General features: G+C 29.0%; 18 protein-coding genes and 2 pseudogenes. 7 read left to right on the forward strand and 13 right to left on the reverse strand.

Features of this window, described 5'->3' with window-relative positions:
• Nucleotides 1-3: 3 nt before the first annotated feature.
• Nucleotides 4-6756 (reverse strand): DNRLRE domain-containing protein, encoded by a 6753-nt coding sequence (locus KHQ81_06200; GenBank protein QVK19282.1) that lies wholly within the window; start codon nucleotides 6754-6756, stop codon nucleotides 4-6.
• Between the two features lie 263 nt (nucleotides 6757-7019).
• On the opposite strand from KHQ81_06200, the pseudogene KHQ81_06205 reads away from it, so the two are divergent.
• The 3 genes and pseudogenes from KHQ81_06205 to KHQ81_06215 all read left to right on the forward strand — a co-directional run bounded on the left by KHQ81_06205 (nucleotide 7020) and on the right by KHQ81_06215 (nucleotide 8103).
• A pseudogene (locus KHQ81_06205) lies at nucleotides 7020-7163 on the forward strand (helix-turn-helix transcriptional regulator).
• Between the two features lie 564 nt (nucleotides 7164-7727).
• Nucleotides 7728-7907 carry a helix-turn-helix domain-containing protein gene (locus KHQ81_06210; protein QVK19283.1) on the forward strand — a complete coding sequence of 60 codons (180 nt, stop codon included), beginning with the start codon at nucleotides 7728-7730 and terminating at the stop codon, nucleotides 7905-7907.
• Between the two features lie 31 nt (nucleotides 7908-7938).
• The gene (locus tag KHQ81_06215; protein QVK19284.1) at nucleotides 7939-8103 is read left to right on the forward strand and encodes a helix-turn-helix domain-containing protein; all 165 of its coding nucleotides are present in this window, start codon (nucleotides 7939-7941) and stop codon (nucleotides 8101-8103) included.
• 466 nt (nucleotides 8104-8569) lie between these two features.
• On the opposite strand, the gene KHQ81_06220 is transcribed toward KHQ81_06215, so the two are convergent.
• The 3 genes from KHQ81_06220 to KHQ81_06230 form a co-directional block, all read right to left on the reverse strand.
• The gene (locus KHQ81_06220) at nucleotides 8570-8989 is read right to left on the reverse strand and encodes a hypothetical protein (protein ID QVK19285.1); all 420 of its coding nucleotides are present in this window, start codon (nucleotides 8987-8989) and stop codon (nucleotides 8570-8572) included.
• Between the two features lie 68 nt (nucleotides 8990-9057).
• Nucleotides 9058-9603: a hypothetical protein gene (locus KHQ81_06225; GenBank protein ID QVK19286.1), complete on the reverse strand. Its 546-nt coding sequence runs from the start codon at nucleotides 9601-9603 to the stop codon at nucleotides 9058-9060.
• The gene (locus KHQ81_06230; GenBank protein ID QVK19577.1) at nucleotides 9527-9928 is read right to left on the reverse strand and encodes an RHS repeat-associated core domain-containing protein; all 402 of its coding nucleotides are present in this window, start codon (nucleotides 9926-9928) and stop codon (nucleotides 9527-9529) included. Before KHQ81_06230 ends, KHQ81_06225 begins: the two co-directional genes overlap by 77 nt.
• A 27-nt stretch (nucleotides 9929-9955) precedes the next feature.
• Between KHQ81_06230 and KHQ81_06235 the strand changes: the two genes are divergently transcribed.
• Nucleotides 9956-10300 (forward strand): hypothetical protein, encoded by a 345-nt coding sequence (locus KHQ81_06235; protein ID QVK19287.1) that lies wholly within the window; start codon nucleotides 9956-9958, stop codon nucleotides 10298-10300.
• 12 nt (nucleotides 10301-10312) lie between these two features.
• Nucleotides 10313-10831: a tyrosine-type recombinase/integrase gene (locus KHQ81_06240; GenBank protein QVK19288.1), complete on the forward strand. Its 519-nt coding sequence runs from the start codon at nucleotides 10313-10315 to the stop codon at nucleotides 10829-10831.
• Here KHQ81_06240 and istB (KHQ81_06245) read toward each other — a convergent pair.
• Nucleotides 10815-11564 (reverse strand): IS21-like element helper ATPase IstB, encoded by a 750-nt coding sequence (gene istB, locus KHQ81_06245; protein QVK19289.1) that lies wholly within the window; start codon nucleotides 11562-11564, stop codon nucleotides 10815-10817. The genes KHQ81_06240 and istB (KHQ81_06245) overlap by 17 nt on opposite strands.
• A complete protein-coding gene (gene istA / locus KHQ81_06250; GenBank protein QVK19290.1) occupies nucleotides 11564-12850 on the reverse strand; it encodes an IS21 family transposase in 1287 nt (428 codons plus the stop codon). The genes istB (KHQ81_06245) and istA overlap by 1 nt, the downstream gene beginning before the upstream one ends.
• 120 nt (nucleotides 12851-12970) lie before the next feature.
• Here istA and KHQ81_06255 point away from each other — a divergent pair, with 120 nt between their 5' ends.
• A complete protein-coding gene (locus KHQ81_06255) occupies nucleotides 12971-13192 on the forward strand; it encodes a tyrosine-type recombinase/integrase (protein QVK19291.1) in 222 nt (73 codons plus the stop codon).
• Between the two features lie 160 nt (nucleotides 13193-13352).
• On the opposite strand, the gene istB (KHQ81_06260) is transcribed toward KHQ81_06255, so the two are convergent.
• The 4 genes from istB (KHQ81_06260) to KHQ81_06275 form a co-directional block, all read right to left on the reverse strand.
• Nucleotides 13353-14114, reverse strand: a complete 762-nt coding sequence (gene istB, locus KHQ81_06260; GenBank protein ID QVK19292.1) for an IS21-like element helper ATPase IstB — start codon at nucleotides 14112-14114, stop codon at nucleotides 13353-13355.
• 24 nt (nucleotides 14115-14138) lie between these two features.
• Nucleotides 14139-14774, reverse strand: coding sequence for a hypothetical protein (locus KHQ81_06265; GenBank protein ID QVK19293.1), 636 nt, complete (start codon nucleotides 14772-14774; stop codon nucleotides 14139-14141).
• Nucleotides 14775-14782: 8 nt separating this feature from the next.
• The gene (locus KHQ81_06270) at nucleotides 14783-15346 is read right to left on the reverse strand and encodes a transposase (protein QVK19294.1); all 564 of its coding nucleotides are present in this window, start codon (nucleotides 15344-15346) and stop codon (nucleotides 14783-14785) included.
• 650 nt (nucleotides 15347-15996) lie between these two features.
• Nucleotides 15997-16641 carry a type II toxin-antitoxin system PemK/MazF family toxin gene (locus KHQ81_06275; protein QVK19295.1) on the reverse strand — a complete coding sequence of 215 codons (645 nt, stop codon included), beginning with the start codon at nucleotides 16639-16641 and terminating at the stop codon, nucleotides 15997-15999.
• A gap of 602 nt (nucleotides 16642-17243) precedes the next feature.
• Here KHQ81_06275 and KHQ81_06280 point away from each other — a divergent pair.
• Entirely contained in the window at nucleotides 17244-17471 is a 228-nt protein-coding gene (locus KHQ81_06280) for a hypothetical protein (protein QVK19296.1), read from the forward strand.
• A gap of 362 nt (nucleotides 17472-17833) precedes the next feature.
• Here KHQ81_06280 and KHQ81_06285 read toward each other — a convergent pair whose 3' ends face one another.
• The 3 genes and pseudogenes from KHQ81_06285 to KHQ81_06295 all read right to left on the reverse strand — a co-directional run bounded on the left by KHQ81_06285 (nucleotide 17834) and on the right by KHQ81_06295 (nucleotide 19584).
• Nucleotides 17834-18277, reverse strand: coding sequence for a hypothetical protein (locus KHQ81_06285; GenBank protein QVK19578.1), 444 nt, complete (start codon nucleotides 18275-18277; stop codon nucleotides 17834-17836).
• Nucleotides 18278-18906: 629 nt separating this feature from the next.
• A pseudogene (locus tag KHQ81_06290) lies at nucleotides 18907-19170 on the reverse strand (RHS repeat-associated core domain-containing protein).
• A 117-nt stretch (nucleotides 19171-19287) separates the two neighbouring features.
• Nucleotides 19288-19584: a hypothetical protein gene (locus KHQ81_06295; protein ID QVK19297.1), complete on the reverse strand. Its 297-nt coding sequence runs from the start codon at nucleotides 19582-19584 to the stop codon at nucleotides 19288-19290.
• Nucleotides 19585-19597 lie beyond the last annotated feature (13 nt).

Below are 19597 nucleotides of genomic sequence, written 5' to 3' on the forward strand. Positions count from 1 at the left end.
TCCTTAATAGGGAAATCTTTTTGCCTTATTAAAAGAACTCGTTACTTTCCAATATGGTGCTCCATTGTAATGTCGTAAAGTTCCTGGATGATATTGTATATAACCATAAGATACATTCATCTTGTTAGTTGCAGTGAACCCTCCATATGGATTAGACTTGCTGCGTTGCATAACACCCACTTTGTATTTGGATGACAACCGGGTAGCCATTTTCACTTTTGTTAGCGATTGCCCTTCTATTGCAGATGGATTCGTTACTATATTATTTAAATACCTTGTTGAGAATGTATCCGCAATTTTTCCTCCAGCAATACCACCACCAATACTTCCGATGAATGAGCCAAGTTCATAACTCCCTCCTAGTCCCTCACTTATATACCCACCAGCAAATGATCCTACCCCTGATCCTATCATACTTGCACCAACGGAAGCAAACGGCGTAAATAATAATGCTGTCCCACCGATTATATCAATTCCTGCTGATATCTGACAAGCTAATTTAGAGTCTACTCCAAGAGCGTCCATTGTATTCGAAACCAGACCAGAGGTTCCTCCTACAATAAAACCAACACCAATCACTTGCATTCCTGGCACAAAACATAGAACAGTTCCACCAACAACGGCAGCTCCTGATAATGCCCAATTCCACCAGGCATAACCACTAGGATCTACTCTCATAACTGGATTATTTCCACAATACGAATACATGTTGTGACCTAATATATCACCAATTTCTCCAATTAACCCATCCGAATTAATAAATCTACCAATCTCAGGATTATAATAACGACTGTTAAGATAGTACCAACCTGTCTCTTCATCATATCGATATCCACGATAACAATATGGATTTAATTTAGCTAGATCAATTCCTGAATTGTCATAAGTATCAATTTTATTTCCCCATGCATCATATGTATATTTTACTACTTGAGTACCATTATTGTCCAGTAATGCAATGATATCTCCTTGTAAATTTCGCATATACCAGTATTCTGTTGTTACATTATTTTTGTTGACAATCATACTGAATAATTTTCCATCTACATCGTATGTATACGTAATTTTATCAGTTGAACTTGACCGTTTTATTTCTTCATAAATAACCTTATCACCATTTAATTGATACGTGTATTCACCATAATGGGTTTTCTTGTAGATCCTAATCCCTTGATCATTATACTTATATGTCGCAAATAATGATACCCTATCAAAAACAGCAGTTAACTCCCTTCCCTTCCAATAATAATAATACTCATTGTTATATACAGGATTTCCTTGACCATCATAACTAGATGAATTATATATATCTGATAATACGGTGTCACTACTATCAACATAGGATACTCGTTTTAATTGATCTTTCCATTCACTATCATAAAAATACTTTATAATTGAAATCGGTGTTCCTGAGATTTCAAGCATTGGATCAGTGTAATTATACTCTCTAACATACTGAATATTCCCATGGTTTTCGTACTCATATGATTTAGTAACTTGTTTAGATGGTGTATGGATATCTTCACGAAGTAGTTGATTAAGTGAATCATATTTATAATTATACTGCAGCGTTTGATTCATTGAATTATCTTTGTCAACATATTGTTTAATATTTCCGACTTCATCATAATTATAAGTCATGGTTCTAAATACTAAATCATTTTTTGACAACTCTATTTTCTTAATTCGAGTTGTTGAATTTCCATGAACAACTGATGAATCGTCATATTCGATATCGATATTAATTTTTTGCCCATCTATTGTAATTTGAATTGTTTCTAATCGATTTAAAGCATCTGTTGAATACTGATAATCTTTAACAACTACTCGCCCATTAACTGTTTTAAAAGTTGTTTGATCATAATTTTGAGTGTTTTCATCATATAAAAATTCAGTTGAGATTGTGACACCAAATAGTGATTGTATATATTCATTAACATACCCTAATGTTTCATCATACCCAAATTGTAACACATTTCCTTGTTCATCGAGCACTTTTTCTAAATTATTACTCTTATTATAATAGTAAATAGAGTTTTGACTACTTAATTGTTCAACCACAATTACTTCTTGTCCTAAACTATTGTAAACATATCGATAGTCTTTCTCTAATCTATTTGAGTAATCTTTCATTCCATCCACTACTTGATCATCATTATAACTATAGACAATTGAACTATTATTTCCAAATACCTTTGAAAGTAATTTACCTGTTTGAATAACATAAGGTTCTCCCATTACCATTTTAGTTACTGTCTCATAATTGTTAGTCATTAAAGTGTTGATTAAATTTTCATTACTATCAAATAACTGGACTTTTATGACATTTCCGAAATCATCATAAGTATAATAGTAAATAAAGTCATTTACATAAATCTTTTCAATTAATCCATTATGATACGTATATCGATTAGAAGTAATAGGTGTATCAGTTGCCGGTTCTGGGCTATCATAGCCTTTAACCGTTTCTAAGTAACCAAAATCATCATAATCATATTTAATAGAGCTATTATAATTCTTAACTTCATCTAGTAAACCATTTACCGCATTGTAATCTATATCAACTTCATTTCCAAATTCATCAATATACTTATCAAGATATTGGTTAAATGAATTTTCATCATAATAATTTGTTTGTTCTATGTATTCACCATGTAAATCCCCAATTTGTGTAACGAGTAATTGACCATTCTCATTATAACCAAATGAAGATTGATATGTCTTATTGGTTTTATCTGTAAATGATTGAGTAGTTAATTTATATAAGTCATCGTATGTATAACGAATTTCTAATCCATCTGATGTTTTGACACCTAATACATTATTCAATTCGACCCTATAATAAGACTCATTTCTAATAGCTTGTCTATAATTCTCATAACCTTGTTCTAAAGTTGATGCATATGTGAGGTAATCTGATAAATAAAAACACTCTCCAGAACCTGTTGCCGCATAACAATAATCAGTCATTTTCCCTTTTGGATCAGTAACACCGATTAAGTTTCCAAATTCACTATAATGATATTTATTCCCAAACTCTTCAATATAAAGCTGGATATTATCAAAATATGCATATCCTGTACCTTGGTACACAAGCCGAATTTTTAAATTCACTATGTCGTCAGTTAAAATGACTGAATCTAGCTTTTGTTGCCAATCATCTACTTCACTATTCATATCTATTTTATAAGTGTTTTCATAACCATATACATCAGTTACGATTAACTGTATTTGTAGTTTTCGGTTATAGTTTTCTTTATCAGGTAACATTTTTGCTTCAGCCCAACCACCAAAAACAATATTTGTTCCTCTAGGTATATAATATTGACCATCTTCAGTACGACCCAAATCTATCATATTATTAAAATGATTTATATCAATTGATTGCCATAAAGATAGTTCACTATTAAGCTGACCAGAAATACGAGCTGCACGATCCCCTAAAATTTCATCAAAGACTGTTGCTCTAGCAGCATAAGGAACATTTGAAAAATAACCTACCCAATTTGAACTGTTGTCTTCAAATGAATCATCTAAGATCATATTATTCTCTTCTTCAATATAATTTCGATTGATATGTATGTTATCAAAATTGGCAGATGAAGTTGAATCTTGATTAGAAACAGTAACCTCATTTTGAAGTGCTATAGTTAATGGTGTGTTATTTTGAGTGACTTCAAATTCAATGAAATAATATTGCCATCCTGGCTGATTATAAATTTTTTTAGGCGAGCTTTCAAGTAGTGTTATATATTGGCTATTATAATTTTCTATCGCTAAATAAGCCCCTGTCGTATTATTTGGGTTTTTAATAAGGCCTGATAAGGTATATATTCCTTTATCCAATACTAAATCTTGTCTTAATTCAATATCGCTATTTACAGTGTTTACAATCATAAAGCTACTATTCCCGAATACACCATCATTTGAGTGAATTGTTGTTCCATTTGCTGAACCGTTATATATATACCATCCATTCGGATGTGATAAAAATGTTAGGTCTTCAAAACTGTAATCTTTCACAGGGTTAAACTTATCCTTTTTTGTATTGGATTCGGATATTAATTTATGATTTTGATTGTACATGAATATATCAAAATCATCGTATTTGTAATCATAAATATTTTGATAAGCAAGAAATTTGGCGTTTCCATTACTATCCGCAACATTCACTGTATGACCATAATTATCAAAGGTATATCTTATACTTTTTCCGTAAACATCAGTAAACGTTGTTGCTTTTGTGGCATAGGTTATATCTACCCATTCACCAAGACTTGAACCATTAAATTGTTGAATTGTTTTGACCTGACCTAAGCTGTTATATTGGTAACTTACACCTGGAGTTGTACTATTTTTAGCTTGTGTTAAACCATAATCATTATCATAATCATAATCATTAATCCCCTCAGATGCTGATCCTATATAATAGTGGATAACCTGATCTAAATAAGGTGTACCACTTCCATATTTAAACTCTATCCATTTCAGAAGTGAATATTTATTATCACTCTTTTTTTTAACGATTTGTAATTCAACTAAAAGGTTATTTGAGTATAAATATTTATTATAATTACCTATAGCATCCGTTACACGATCAATTACATAATTTTGTCCATTATTTATTGTCACATGGGTAATTACTAACTCATTTTCATACTTGTCTAAAGTTTTATTATAACTTGTATAATCCCTAACCTTTTTTAATATGTATTCTCTATCGGTATCTTGTCCACCAGAAATTAATTCAAACTCTTTTATGTTATAATTCTTATCAAATAATTTGACTGTATTATAATATAAGACTTCACCGTTACTATCAGTTTGACTATTACTAAGTCGCATAATCGTACCTGTACCATTTTCGGCTAATCCACAAATCCCATCATTTTCTATTTCACTTTGTTCAATTATATTATAGAAGTAAATTCCTCCTGTTCCTCCTATAAAACATGTACAATCTTTTTTTTCATCAAACACATAATATTGCTTAGTTCCATCTCCATCTAAATGATAATATAAGTTATTTTCTTTATCATAAAAAATACGTTGATCAAAATTTACACTCCAACCATATCCGTACCCTTTATTCACATTTCGATTTACATAATTATAAACATGTTGAAGGCTGTAAGAATTCCGCTCTGTACTAGTTTGATAAAGCGTGTTAATAAACGTTAAATTGCCAGTATAATCGTTTACATATCCTATTCCTGCTTCACCTGCATTTTGAGTATGATAGGTCCAATAATCTTCAATTCCAACTTGTTCATTAAATCCGATTTTAACAACTGGTTTAAGTGGAATACTCGTAACACTTGAAGAATTAAAATAGACATAATTACTAGTTAAATTTTCATTATTGTTACGTAATTCTACAGTTCCTTTTGTTTCCTTATTGCTGACCCAAATTTGCATTAACTTGGTAAAATCCCAAAAGTAAGTAGTCTTATTGTTATATGTATCTAATATATCATCATAAACTTTATCACTATTTGATAAATTCTCATAATCAAAAATACGGTAAAAGCCTTCTAAATTTGGTAAATTCGAACCAGTAATATCAGTATAATTTTCAGAGGAACTTACACCATACAAATTAATTTGACATACAGAACTACAACTCTTACTGTAAACATTCAATTCAAGTAATGCATAATTGATAATCTTTGTATCAAGAAATTGACTTAAATCAAATTCTAAATAACTTCTATAAACTGTGCTTGACCTATTCCCAACTTTTAAAAATGAATTATCATATGGATTACTAGAACCTTTAATGACATATTTATCTCTAATAGATGTTGTTGAAGTATGCGACATTTTAATTGTAGGGTCAATTTTGATTGGGAATTGACGTTCACTACTCCTTATCCATTCATCATTAGGAATAATTTTTATTTCGTACTGATGATTACCTTGTTCTGTAATACTTAACTGTACATCTTCACTGATTTCTCCTTTCGCATCAATCATATATAATGAATCAAAATGAAGAATTTCTTTATTCCCATCAACAAAAATTAAATTTCCAGAATCATTATAGGAAATACTTAATCCTTTAATCTTATAATCAAAGGTTAAGCTAAAGTTTTCTATATATTGATTTAAAATAATATTTTCTTTTACTTCTTCACCTTTTAAGATGTACTCTAAGTTAACATTTTCTAATACATTAGAGTACATAATCGATTGATGAATATTTTCTTGATTGCGAGGATCATCACTCTTTATATTTTGTTTTTGAATATCAATATTGCTAACTAAACTATTTCGTAATGACCATTCTATTTTATACCCTTCAAAATCTAATTTAAACCGTTTATTATCTTTGATTTCTTTAGGTAATTTTATCTTATATGCATTATCTTTATTCTCATACTCACTCGTTACCTTGTTCAATGTGAGTGAATTGTTAATATCAACCCATTCATTATTTTTCAAAAAATGAACCGGTTCATCATAAATGACTTTTTCATATGAATAATCATCTTTCAAAAACACTTTCGAATATTGATCGCGTTTTTCCCTTAACTCATAGACAACATCTCGCTCATAATTTTTAATTTTTTCTTTTTTTTCTTTTTTATATAGATTATTATTTGTCTGTCCAACAACTTCAAAAAAATTTTGTATAGGTAGATTTGATAAGAAAAGTGAGAACGCTAAAATGAAAGTCACTATTATTTTCATTTTCTTTTTTGTTTTTCTACTAACATTCTTAAACAATCTAGCTTTCATAATATTTTTAAACATCATAATACCCTTGCACGATATCCTTGTACACTAAAAATACAAGTTCATACTTTTCCTTTCATAACATTAATAATTGAATACATAGTTATTGTATAGTTTCTAAAATCACAATACTTCTTAGAATAATTTTTTTAATTACATATCAACTCCCCCTAATTTTATTTCATAGTATGATAACGCATTCATTATAACATAAAAATGGATTTATTTGGAAAAATATGTCAAATTATGTAAAATTTTGTAGAATAAGTTATAAATAAAAAATTCAATTGAAGCAGCAAGATTTAGCAGATAAACTTAATGTAACAAAACAAACAATTTCTAATTGGGAGACTGATAACAGAACTCCAGATGCAGATACCTTAGAAAAATTATCTATTATCTTTGATGTAACATTAGACTATTTAGTAAAAGGTATTAAATTTCCATATGGTGATATAACTAAATCCATAAGAGAAAATTTAGGGTACACTTTGGACGAAACTACGGAAAAGATAGGTTTAAAAGATTCTTCTTATATTTATTATTTAGAGAAAGGACGTAGAAAAACAAGCCCAGAATTTATCAAAGAATACGTAGAAAAATTAGGGGGGAATTTTGATGATTATCCTTATGATAAAATAGTAAAAAAACATGATGATTTAAAATCAACAAACCTCATATATGGTTTAGATAAAGGTGTTTCGGTATTATATACTCTTAACAGCAATATGACTCCAGAAATACTCAAAACATTAAAAGCAGTATATAAATCATTAACCGATGACAAAGAAGAGGAATGATTTAATAAATATATGATATATAAGAGTAACTAAAGTTTAGCATAAATAATGTATAATGAACTGTAATTAAACTGTCAAAAAACTGCCAAAGTAAAAATAAATCAAAATTTGATAAATTAAGTGTAACACAATATTTTGATTATAAACTCTAATAAAACTCTAATTTACACTACAAAAATGGGAGGAATAATGAACGAAGTATTAACAGTAAAAGAAATTGTTGAGTATTTACGTTGTGATATCATGACTGTTTATAAACTCATCCATGAAGGGAGAATAAAGACAGTAAATATCGGAACTGAAAAAAAGCCAAAATACAGAATTTTAAAAGAATGGTTTGAAAGTTTTTTGAATGGAACGACTGAATAATTTATAACTAGATAGGAGTTTAAGAATAAATATGACATACACAACAAAAACACTAGCAAAACATTGGGATTGCTGTGTCGACAGTATAAGAAGATTAATCAAAAATAAACAACTAAAAGCGTTTAAAATCGGTACTGACTGGAGAATACCAGAACATGAAGTTAAACGTTATGAAGAAAATATTGTTAATGAATAAACTAAAATTACATAAAAAAAAGAAGAGTTGAAGTGAACTCTTCCGTTAATCAGGATAATAAGCACTAAGAGCTTATTATTTTTTTATTATTAATTTTTTAGTTAAATATTAATTGTTTACACAAATCTTGATGAGATTATAAAATAAACATCTATTTTGCCAACTTAACCTCTTGTAACTGAATCTGTCTCTTAAAAACTAAGGGTTTCCTAACATTGATATCATCAGTTTAATAATTGTATGATTTACTCAATGTCGGGAAACCCTTTTATTTGTATTTTAAGCTGTTGTTTGAACATTCTTATTATCAAAACCAAGCTCTCTATGTGTGTATGTACTATAGTGTTGATAATTTTATGTAGAATTACTTAAATGACGTAAAAGTGTTCTCCTTTATTATAATAAGAACTTACTTGAACGATTAATAATTAATTAATAAAAATTAACAAAACTAATTTTTAAGAAATCATTTATTATATCTTATAAGTATGTATGAATCCCAGCTTCTAGTATTATATATGGGATTGATTGAACCCCAATTATAAACTGATTCAGTCGGTGTACCAGTTATGTCATTTACTATTTTACAATCAATTTCATGAATTTTTTTTAGCATTTCTTTACTTATATCATATAGTGACTTTACATGATTATATATATTTTTTGTAAAACGTATTGAGATATCACTAGTATTATCAGTAGTTATCAAATAACTGATTGTGCAAATCCTACTCATAAATTTTACATTTTGAAGAGTAACAAATGTATTACTTTCATGATGTGGATAAATTCTATATAACATTTCCAAATCTTTTTTTTGTATACCTTTAAATGCTAGCAAAATATTATCATCAGAATAAATAGATCCATTTTTTAAGTCTATCATTATTTAAATTCCCCTATCCTATTACATATTCTACAAGTTTTTCCAGAACCTCTTTTGCATTAGGTATATTATTGTCTTAATCCTCCTGAGCCAAAGGTAGTATTATTTGCGACATAACTTGTTGCTACTTGAACCCTATCTATTACAAGATAAAAGCCCATCGAATCACGCATAGGGTAATCAGGATTTCCTGCAATTTGTAACCCATTATATAATTGTGCATTGGATAAACCCAAGTCTAAAAATTCTGTATTAGTATAATAATTACCTTGGCCTGGCAACATACCACAAACAATATCACCAGCTTCTAAAAAAGTAGATTCCCACGAATCAACATTCATACCTATTGATTGTTGTGATTGAATAGCTTGTTGGACTACATCCATACCACTACTTCCAACTGATAATCCTCCACCAGTTAAATCGCCAGCTGTGATAGAAGCTGCTCCTCCTCCAAAGTATGCTATAGCAGCTTCTGCAACTAATCCTACACCGGCACCGATTAAAGCACCACCAGCAACATATCTCCAATCAACGCTACCAGTTGTATAATAAGCATATACTCCTCCTGCTACTGCTCCAACTACAGCACCTACTATAACTAACCCATGCAAATTCACCACTAGGATCAACCATCATCACCGGATTATTCTGCGTATAAGCATACATATTGTGACCTAGAATATCTCCTGTTTCTCCAATCAACCCGTCCGCATTGATGAAACGACCTATCTCAGGGTTATAATATCTAGATTGTAAATAATACCATCCTGTTTCTTCATCAAATCGATACCCTCTATAACGATATGGGTTCTTTTTAGCTAATTCTAAACTACCTGTATTGTCAGTTGTATGGATAATATTTCCCCATGCATCATATATATATGATACCTTAATACTACCATATGAGTCAACTATATTTACAATATCACCTTGAATATTTCTTACATAGAAGTATTCTTAAAAGTGACTACTAAAACAATTAAAATCAATGGTAATACTAAAACAGCGAAAAATAAAGCAGTTAAAGAAATGGAGAAATTTATCAAAGAATTGAAAGCTCAAAAAACCCTTGGAATAGCAAAGGACGAGAGTAGTATGAAATTCAGTGAATATGCTGATATCGTTTTTAAGATAAGAGATAGGAAAGCTTCATTTCAAACCAAAATAAATAGAAAATATTATTTAGTTGTCGTGAAAAAATATTTTGGAAACATCAAATTAAAAGATATTACCGCAACAAAAATAGAAAACTTCTTTACTGAAATGTCAGAGACTAAATCAGATCAAGTACTATCAAAATATAAATAAATAATTAATATAGTGTTAGATTACGCATTTACTAAAGATTTGATTATTGTAAATCCAATGACAAAAGTTAAATTCAAGATATCTCAAGCAAATCTAAAAGAAGTTAAACCAGTTAATTTAGATGATTTTAAAAAATATGTTGATTACGCTAAACAAAACAAAAAATATTACTTTGGGTTGCTATTGATATATTATACAGGTATGCGTATTGGTGAAATACTTGCTATCAAACATAAAGATTTTGATTATGATTCTAATACTTTCGATATTAACAAGTCACAGATAAGAAATGGTAAAATTGGTGACCCTAAAAAGGGAAAAAGCCGTAAAGGAATAATTCATGAGAATTTAGCAGAATTACATTTTGAAATAAGAACCTGGCAAAACCAACATAAAAAAGTATTTAAAGATGAATATAGAGATAATGATTTAATAATTTGTAATGAAGATGGTTCCCCTATTATAAATGTCAAGATAAGAATGTACATTTTTGATCATTTAATAATGTACATTTTTAATTTTCTTCGATAAAGTAATTTTTAAGTCGATAAGATTTACCTGTAATGTTAACTACATGAGCATGATGAAGAACTCGATCAAGAATGGCGTTAGCTATTATAGGGTCTTTAAAAATATCATCCCAATTAGAAAAGTTAATGTTGGTTGTAATTATCGTACTTCGTTTTTCATATCGTCTATCTATTAGCTGAAAGAACAATTTAGAATCTTCTTTGTCGATAGGTAAATAACCTAGTTCGTCAATAATCAATAATTTGTACTTGGTAAAATGCTTGAGCCTATCGTTTAAGCGATTTTCTAACTTAGCTTTCTTTAACTGGGCTATCAAATTATGACATTTTATAAAGTATGTTGATATACGCTTCTTCGCAGCGGATATACCTATTGATGTAGATAAGTGGGTTTTACCAACACCACTCGTTCCCATAAAAACGATGTTCTCGCATTGATGGATGAATCTATGACTCTCAAAATCTAATATTTGTTCTTTGTTTATATTTTCTTGGAAAGAGAAGTCAAAATCCTTCAATTCTTTGTAATGGGGGAACGCGCCTACTTTAACCATAGCTTTGATCATACTAGCCTCTTTATAATCAATTTCATATGTTGTTAACTTAATAAGCCCATCAACGAAAGATAGATTATTTTTATTAATAAAGTTAATAGTATCGTCTAAATGATTTTTCATTTCTTTTAATTTTAAATATTCTAAATTTGAGATTAATTGCTCGTGTGCTGTTGTCATTATTTATAACGTTCTCCTATCTTGTTAAGATTTTCTTTTGCGAATTTTTGAATATCTTCATCATCAAAAGATAGAGTCATTCTGGCAATCTGTATATAGTGCTCCTCTAAATAATTCAACTTTTTACTACTTAACGAGTGTATTGTCACCAAATTTGTGTTAGAATATGTGTGAATTTGATTATCATATACCTGCAGTTGAAGTGTACGGTTCATATATTTAGGTGGTACTGAATATTGATTACCCTTATAACTAATCATTGATGATGAGTTTACTTTCGCTGTTATGGTTTTAATCAAGTATGGATTTCTTATCGTGTCTCGTGGAGGGGACTGTAAGAAATCTTTTTCATTTTGTAGGCCAAATAGTGGAATCATATCATAAGCTCTATGTAACCTACTGTTTTCTCTGTTGTTTATTTCTTGTACCTTTTTTACTAATTGTTCATAATTTAAATCACCACTATATGCTTTTAATTCATCTAAAATTTTCATAGGGGATTCAACCTTTGCTTTTGTATTTGGTCTGCCTGCGATACAGGGTTTAACTTCAAATCCATAATCATTAGCGAATTGTTGAAATTTATTATTTACTTTTCCTTTTGAATATTCAGTTCTTGGTACATCCATTACTGTTTTCATATTATCAGTTAGTATTTCATGAGGTACACCACCAAATGCTTGAAATGCTTCGTCTATGAAGTTAAACAGTATGTCTTGAGATTTAGTTAATGATAATCTATAAACTCTAAACCTTGAGTAACTCAGTAATAAAACGAATATATTGATTGTGATGACTTCTCCTGTATCAAGTACGAAATTCATTGATTCTTTCCAATCTAGCTGTGCTTGGTGACCTTTATCTGTTTCATAACGTATAACTGAAGGTGCTTTGATAGCACTTTTTTTCTTTTGATCAAAGTACTCTTGAAATTCTGGTGTTTTACTTATATATCGCCTAAATGATGATTCAGCACATTTTAGTCCATAATTATCACTAAGATACTGCCAAAGCACTTTTTTATATTCAAAAACTTTTATTTTATCATTGAGTAAATCCTTAATTAAGTCATAATAATCATCTACTATACTTGATCGTTTTCTATTTTTAGACTTCTCATAACCATTAATATACTTACTTATCGTTCTTCTATCAACATTTAACTCTCTTGCTAATCGACTTTTATTTACCTTTAAGTTTGTTGTTTCCATTAAATTCTTTAGTACCTTTAAATCAGTTAATTTCTGTATTTCTATATTAGTATCTATTTCATAGTTTAGTATCATAAGTTGTCCTCCCATTGATTAACTATGAAATTATACTATATTAACTGTACATTTTAAAGTGATCACTTCTGTACATATCTATCTTATCATTTATACCCTATTAGTTATAATGCATTTAGGATGTATTTTAGACGACTTGATGATAAAACAATAAAAGTTAGACCTCACCAAATACGCCATACATTCGCTACAATGCTACAAGGGATGAATCCAAAAGAAATACAACAACTTCTAGGACATAGCGATTTAGAAACAACATTAAATATCTATACTCACTTCAAACCATACCAGGAAAACACCATAGAAAACCTTGAAAAAGAGTTTAAAAAATATAAAATGTAGTAATCGTGTAGTAATGAATATAAATAAAAAAGTTGGGTATCTCTCCCAACTAATTAATTACCATATATTTAAATAAAAATGGTGCTGGTTGTTAATGTCAATATAAATTTCACCAATTTTGATTATGATAGATTCACCAATTATGGTAATTTACTCATAATCATTTTTTATTAGGTTCAATACTTTCTATTTTATCTTTAGTTCTGTATGATCTACCGACAATATTTATCACATGAGAATGGTGAAGTAATCGATCTAGAATGGCGTTAGCTAATACACTATCTCCAAATATTTCTCCCCATTTAGAGAGTGGTTTGTTTGTTGTTATAATTGTAGACTTTTTTTCATACCGTCTAGCGATTAATTGAAATAATAAATTAGATGATTCTGTATCAAGAGGTAAAAATCCAACTTCATCAATTACTAATACCCTGTATTTGGTGAAAAATTTTAATCTTGTTTCTAATCTGTTTTCTAAATGTGCTCGTTTAAGTTGTAAAATTATATCGTTACAACTTATAAAATAAGTACTTTTTCTTGATTTAGCTGCTTCAATTCCTATTGACGTAGCTAAATGAGTTTTACCAACCCCTGGAGATCCGATTAGAAGAATATTTTCATTATTCTCAATGAATTTTAAATATTTGAAATTTAATATTTCGTCTTTATTTATAGATGGTTGAAACCCAAAATCAAAATCATCTAATGTTTTAAGAAAGGGGAAATTAGCGACTTTAACACATGACGTTATTGCACGTTCTCGTTTAAAATTCATTTCATACTCTGTAAGTTCATATAACGAATCTACTATATTCTTTTCGCCTTTTGCGATAAGATTCAAATAAGAGTCGATATTGGCTCTAAAAAGGTTTAAATTTAGGGTTTCTAAGTTATTTAATAATTTATTATAATTATTTAACATCGCGTACTCCTCATCTTTCTACTATTATCGTGTTATTTGATCTAATAATGCTAGATTTTCTTTTGCGATTTGATCAATATCTAAATTATCATTTTTAATGGTGATACCAAGTGCAGCTTTATAATGGCTCTCATTATAATTAAATTTCTTGTTGGATATATTATGTATTATGATTAAATCAGTGTTATAATAGATATAGAGTTTATCATCAATGGGTATCAATTTAACTCTTTTGTTTATAAACTTACTGGGTACAGAATATCCATTTCCTTTATAATTTACAAGCAGTGTTTGCGGCACTGATTGTATATCTACGTTTTCTACGTAGGATTCTAACAGAATTTTGTTAGGTAAAGGATTTAGATATTCTTTTTCTTTTTCAAATAAGACACTCGGTGGTATATTGGTGGTTTGATTATTCTCTAGATTGACCTTGTTGTTTATCTTGTTCAATATATTGATCAGTTCCTCTTCATCTTCAAATTCACCATCATAAGGACGTAACCAAGCCAAGAATCGGTTAGCGGACTCATCTTTACCTTTTGTTTCTGGAGTCCTTGCCTTACATAATCTTATCGAAATTCCAAAATCCCGTTCAAATTGTTTTATTTTAGAATGTTTCTTTTTAGTTCCATTTGTGATGCTAACGACAGCTGACATATTATCCGTTAAAATATGTTTAGGGATACCCCTAGATGATTTAATGTATCGATTACACAACGGATGAAGTCTTCTGTCGTTTTTGTTTTTGAATAAACGAATTTATGATACCTTGAGAATCCTAGAGTAGAAGTTAATACATTAAACTCAAATACTTCTCCGTACTTACTTATTAGTTTCATACTTTCTTTCCAATCTACTTGTAGTTGGTCTCCTGGCCTGGTTTCATATCTAACATGTGGAGTGGTGCTTTTAGGTATGGTAATATGATTATTTTGAGTATAGTGTCTAAAGGTTGAATATGCCGGTATATTTTCATATTTATCTCTTAAATATTCATGAACTGCTTTCTTTGTTACGCCAGATTTATTCATCAAATGTGATATTTCTTCTTTATATTGATCAAATCCACTTTCGCGTTTTCTTGTAATCAATTTCTTTCCTCCATCTTCATAATATTTTTTAATAGTATGTCGGTCTAATCCATAGATTCTTGCTAATTCACTATAATTTGGTTTCATATCATACGTTCTCAATATATCTAACATTCCTAGTACATTTATTTCAGTCACTTTTTTTACCTCGCTTCAGTTCAACTGAAACTATTATACTAAAAAAGATAACCTAATTGATTATGTTATTACCAAAATTGGTAACTTTCTCATAATCAAGATTGGTTATCTTTATATTATCATTAATACTGGTAACAAGAATCGAACTTGTAACCTCTTCCTTACCATGGAATAAACGCCATATAAACGGGTATAAAGCAATGTATAGCAATGTCTATTTATATATAGATAATTTGGCGATTTTAGTAGTTTTTTAATGTTTTTTTAAGTATGGTTAAATGATATTTTTTAAGCATTTTGTTGTAAAAATGTTGTAAAAAATTAAGGTGGTAAATGCAACTTATATATTAATGTGATATAGAAATGTACAATCAAATTTTTGTAATAATGCAAATATAGCAATATATTCAATAAAACGACGAAAACCACTTTTTCAGTGGCTTTCTTTTTAGGTAAAACGAGTTTCAACTCTTTTTTAGATATCACTATCTAATTATAATATATTCAACAAATTAAATTAGATGACGAAAACCACCTAAAAAGGCGGTTTTCTTTTTTAGATATTACGAGCATTAACGCTCTTTTTTAGATATCAGTAATCTACTACGTACATGATATCATTCATATTATGTGCTGTCAAGAAGTTTTTATTAGTTCCATTCATTAATAATAGCTCTAAAGACTTCTCTCATCTTAGAAGATCTGACCCCACCCATTGGAGAATTTAAATCTACTCGATATATACTTATTGGAGTTATTCTAGTTACATTGACATATCTATCTCTTCTAGGCAAATTAAAAACCATATCTATAGTAATTTCAGATGGTCTAGGATTTGTTAAACTACCAGACGTTAAAGGTGCAACAATTAAAACTTCTCCTAAATTTTTTAAAATAATTGCTGGATGCTTACCACCAAACTCACAACCAACATTAAATCCAAACTCTGCCCAAATAACGTTGCCCCGTAAAAATACTAAATTATGCAATAAATCTAAAGAATCGGATATATCTATAGACTTTGAATTTCGTTTATAATCACCATCAATTAAATTATAATATTTATCAATTTTTATTTGAATTGATGGAGAATTTCTATTATAGGCAAATTCTGTTACTTTGTTTGGAAAAATTTTATCAGGGATAGATAAAGGTTTTTTTTCATCATGATATAGTTGCGAATGTTTTGCAATCCATTCCAAATATAAAATACTTCTTTTAACCTCATTTTGAGTATTTGATTTATCTACAATATTAATGATAGACTTATTAGCGTTAAATTGCTTAGTATACATATAATTATCCCCCTCTATTATACAATAATTTACAATATCAAATTAAAATAAACAAGTTTTTATATACTTCTTTTTTCAAAAGAATTGTTTTCTATTTAATTGTTTTATTAGTTGGCGTATATCCAGTTTTTCATGAAGATAAAACATTTTTCAATAATTTGTTTCTTTCAATTATGAAATCCTTGTCTGTTAATGAAGGAAGAGTTTACATCTAGCGAAAAGCATACTTTTATCATTATAGGCATAACCGATATATAAGGGATAATGCTCTTTCTATTCGATAAATGATTACCAAATCTTTATTTTGTTTTAAATAGTTATCCAGTATTCTAAACAAAGTACACACATTTTATTTCGCCCTATAAATTTCAATTTTAATTAATATAAAGTGACTTTTTCAGTCTAAAAATTATATTTCTTCAAGAACACTATTTTTTATTTCAATAGTTTTATACTCATAATCGAATGAATAAATAGACGCGATTATCATCTGATGATTTGAAAATTCATTATAAATGATATTATACATGTCATCTATATGCTTTTTTTTAACCTCACGACCATTAGGAGAATCTAATAGTAAATAACTATGGAGGAGCATTATGACAAAATATCAAATTAAAAAAAATATAGATGATACAAAAACATTTCAATACAGATACCGTAACATTAACGGTAGACAAAAAACCAAATCTTTCAGAGCAAAAAATACGACAAAAAATGCTGAAAAAGCTGCGCTTAAGGAACTTAAAGATTTTGCTAAGGAAATGGAAGCCAATAAGACACTTGGAATAGCTACAGATGAAAGTTCAACTAAATTTAGTGATTAAGCTGAATTAGTATTCAAAATTCATGACCGGGATGCATCAGAACAAACAAAACAAAATCGACAATACTATCTTAGAGTAATCAATAAACATATCGGAAATAAAAAATTAAAAGACTTATCTGCTACTAAAATAGAAAGCTTTCTAGTAGAAATGTCAGAAGTTAAGTCCAATCAAGTTTTGAGTAAATATAAACAAATAATCAATATCGTTATGGACCATGCTTTTTCAAAAGATCTAATTTCTATTAAAACCGTGATATTTTAGTTTATTGGATTTTGTTACCTATACTATTTGACAAAGAGCCGTAATAGAAACCTATAGCCTCAAAACAAACCACCCGTTTTACGGATGGTTATTATTAATTATTTACTGAAAGAATTATACCTTTTCAAATCTACAGCATCACTAAATTTATTATTAAATTTTTGTAGAATATCATTATTGTTGCTAGAGAAAATAGTTAGTGATGAATCAAAACATACAATCTCAACTGAAGCAAGGGGATGTTGTATTTCTGCATAATTAGTCCAAAAAGTAGTATTTCCATCTGCAAAAGGTACTATATCTAGCTTATTTATGTCAATATTAATAGATTTATTGAATCCAGATAAAACTCCCCATATAAATTGTATATTGTTCGTATTTAAAATATTACTTAATTCCTCCCCACTAATCCATATTATTTCTTTATTTTTAAATTCTTTAGGATAATAATTTAATTCAAAATCTGTTATCAACCAATTATAACCTTCTTCTAAACCTTCAAGTGAGCTAAAAATAGCTTTTACATCTGTATGAATAGGCATTTGCCTTGTCTTTTCTAAAATATACATTTATTTCACCTCGTGTATAAAATCTATGACCATAAGTCAATTTTCCAAGGAACATGATCACCACGTTTTAAAGTACCTCCAGTTGGATTAGGTAAAAAGAAATGATCGTGTGGATATGGATGCCCTCTGCCATGAGTAGTCCAGTCGGTTGTTCTTATCGGTTGCCCATTATATCCCCATTCTCTAGTTTGTATATAACCACCGTTTCTACCATTTCTATACCTTATTTGAGTATGTGGATATTTACAACTAGGAACTGGGCTTCCGCCTGCATTTCTAGGTAATTTTACTGGATTACCATTTGCATCTAATGGATAATAAGTTGCCTTAGGACTAACCCTAGGGTTGTAGAAATACTGTAAACCACCAGCACCAATTCCTACTACAGGATTCCATCCCATATAAAAAGAAAGCATTAAATATAATTCATAAGCAAACATACCTAAAGAGTATACAGTTCCAAAAGCAATAAACCCATTTACTGTTGCTCCTAACCAATCTACTTGTCCTGTTTTATTATGTGAGTCAATAGCTGTATAAGTAAATACCCCTGCGCCAGCAACAATAGCAACAATTAGTATAATAGCCTCAATACAGATTTCACCACTAGGATCAGAATACATTACCGGATTATTCTGACAATAAGCATACATATTATGTCCTAATATATCTCCTACTTCTCCTACTAAACCATCAGCATTAATAAATCTTCCCCACTCAGGGTTGTAATATCTAGATTGTAAATAGTACCATCCTGTTTCGACATCCTTGTAAAACGAACCCAAATAAATAAGTCTTATTTGTAAAAAATATATTACGAAAGATCCAACATATATAATTGGATCTTTCTTGTTATTAAAATTCATATTTTCACAATAAGATGACAATTAGTATTTATTCTTTAGTGACCTAAGATTCAGCAATTAAACATGATTTTAATTGTTCTTACATCTTTGTAGTCTCTTATTTCCTTAATTGTAACTTTAAAAGTTTATCTTTGGTCTACTATAATCTATTTTTTCAGCATCTAAACAAATTGCTTTCTTATTATTATTTAAAAGATAAAAATTATTAAGCCAGTATACAAATGCTTCCGCCCTATATGAGCAATACTTTTTTTCACCATCAATTGTTACCCAATATTTATGGATGATTTTTTTATTAAATAACCACTTAAAAAAAGTTGCTTTTATATTTTCAATTTCTTCCCATACTGATTCTGGTATATCAATGACATCAGCATCTTCAAATAGTTCATCGAAGAAAACATTTATTACCATAGTCGGTCTCCTT

This window comes from Mycoplasmatota bacterium (genome assembly GCA_018394295.1).
Classification (GTDB): Bacteria; Bacillota_I; Bacilli_A; order Haloplasmatales; family Haloplasmataceae; genus JAENYC01.

Excerpts from the sequence above, each read along its gene's own strand:
- KHQ81_06200 (QVK19282.1), bottom strand. The coding sequence starts at position 6,756 with ATGTTTAAAAATATTATGAAAGCTAGATTGTTTAAGAATGTTAGTAGA.
- KHQ81_06280 (QVK19296.1), top strand. The coding sequence starts at position 17,244 with ATGACAAAATATCAAATTAAAAAAAATATAGATGATACAAAAACATTT.
- KHQ81_06265 (QVK19293.1), bottom strand. The coding sequence starts at position 14,774 with ATGTCAGCTGTCGTTAGCATCACAAATGGAACTAAAAAGAAACATTCT.
- istB (QVK19289.1), bottom strand. The coding sequence starts at position 11,564 with ATGACAACAGCACACGAGCAATTAATCTCAAATTTAGAATATTTAAAA.
- KHQ81_06220 (QVK19285.1), bottom strand. The coding sequence starts at position 8,989 with ATGATAGACTTAAAAAATGGATCTATTTATTCTGATGATAATATTTTG.
- istA (QVK19290.1), bottom strand. The coding sequence starts at position 12,850 with ATGATACTAAACTATGAAATAGATACTAATATAGAAATACAGAAATTA.
- KHQ81_06215 (QVK19284.1), top strand. The coding sequence starts at position 7,939 with ATGACATACACAACAAAAACACTAGCAAAACATTGGGATTGCTGTGTC.
- KHQ81_06210 (QVK19283.1), top strand. The coding sequence starts at position 7,728 with ATGAACGAAGTATTAACAGTAAAAGAAATTGTTGAGTATTTACGTTGT.
- KHQ81_06275 (QVK19295.1), bottom strand. The coding sequence starts at position 16,641 with ATGTATACTAAGCAATTTAACGCTAATAAGTCTATCATTAATATTGTA.
- KHQ81_06285 (QVK19578.1), bottom strand. The coding sequence starts at position 18,277 with ATGCCTATTCATACAGATGTAAAAGCTATTTTTAGCTCACTTGAAGGT.
- KHQ81_06255 (QVK19291.1), top strand. The coding sequence starts at position 12,971 with ATGTATTTTAGACGACTTGATGATAAAACAATAAAAGTTAGACCTCAC.
- istB (QVK19292.1), bottom strand. The coding sequence starts at position 14,114 with ATGTTAAATAATTATAATAAATTATTAAATAACTTAGAAACCCTAAAT.
- KHQ81_06295 (QVK19297.1), bottom strand. The coding sequence starts at position 19,584 with ATGGTAATAAATGTTTTCTTCGATGAACTATTTGAAGATGCTGATGTC.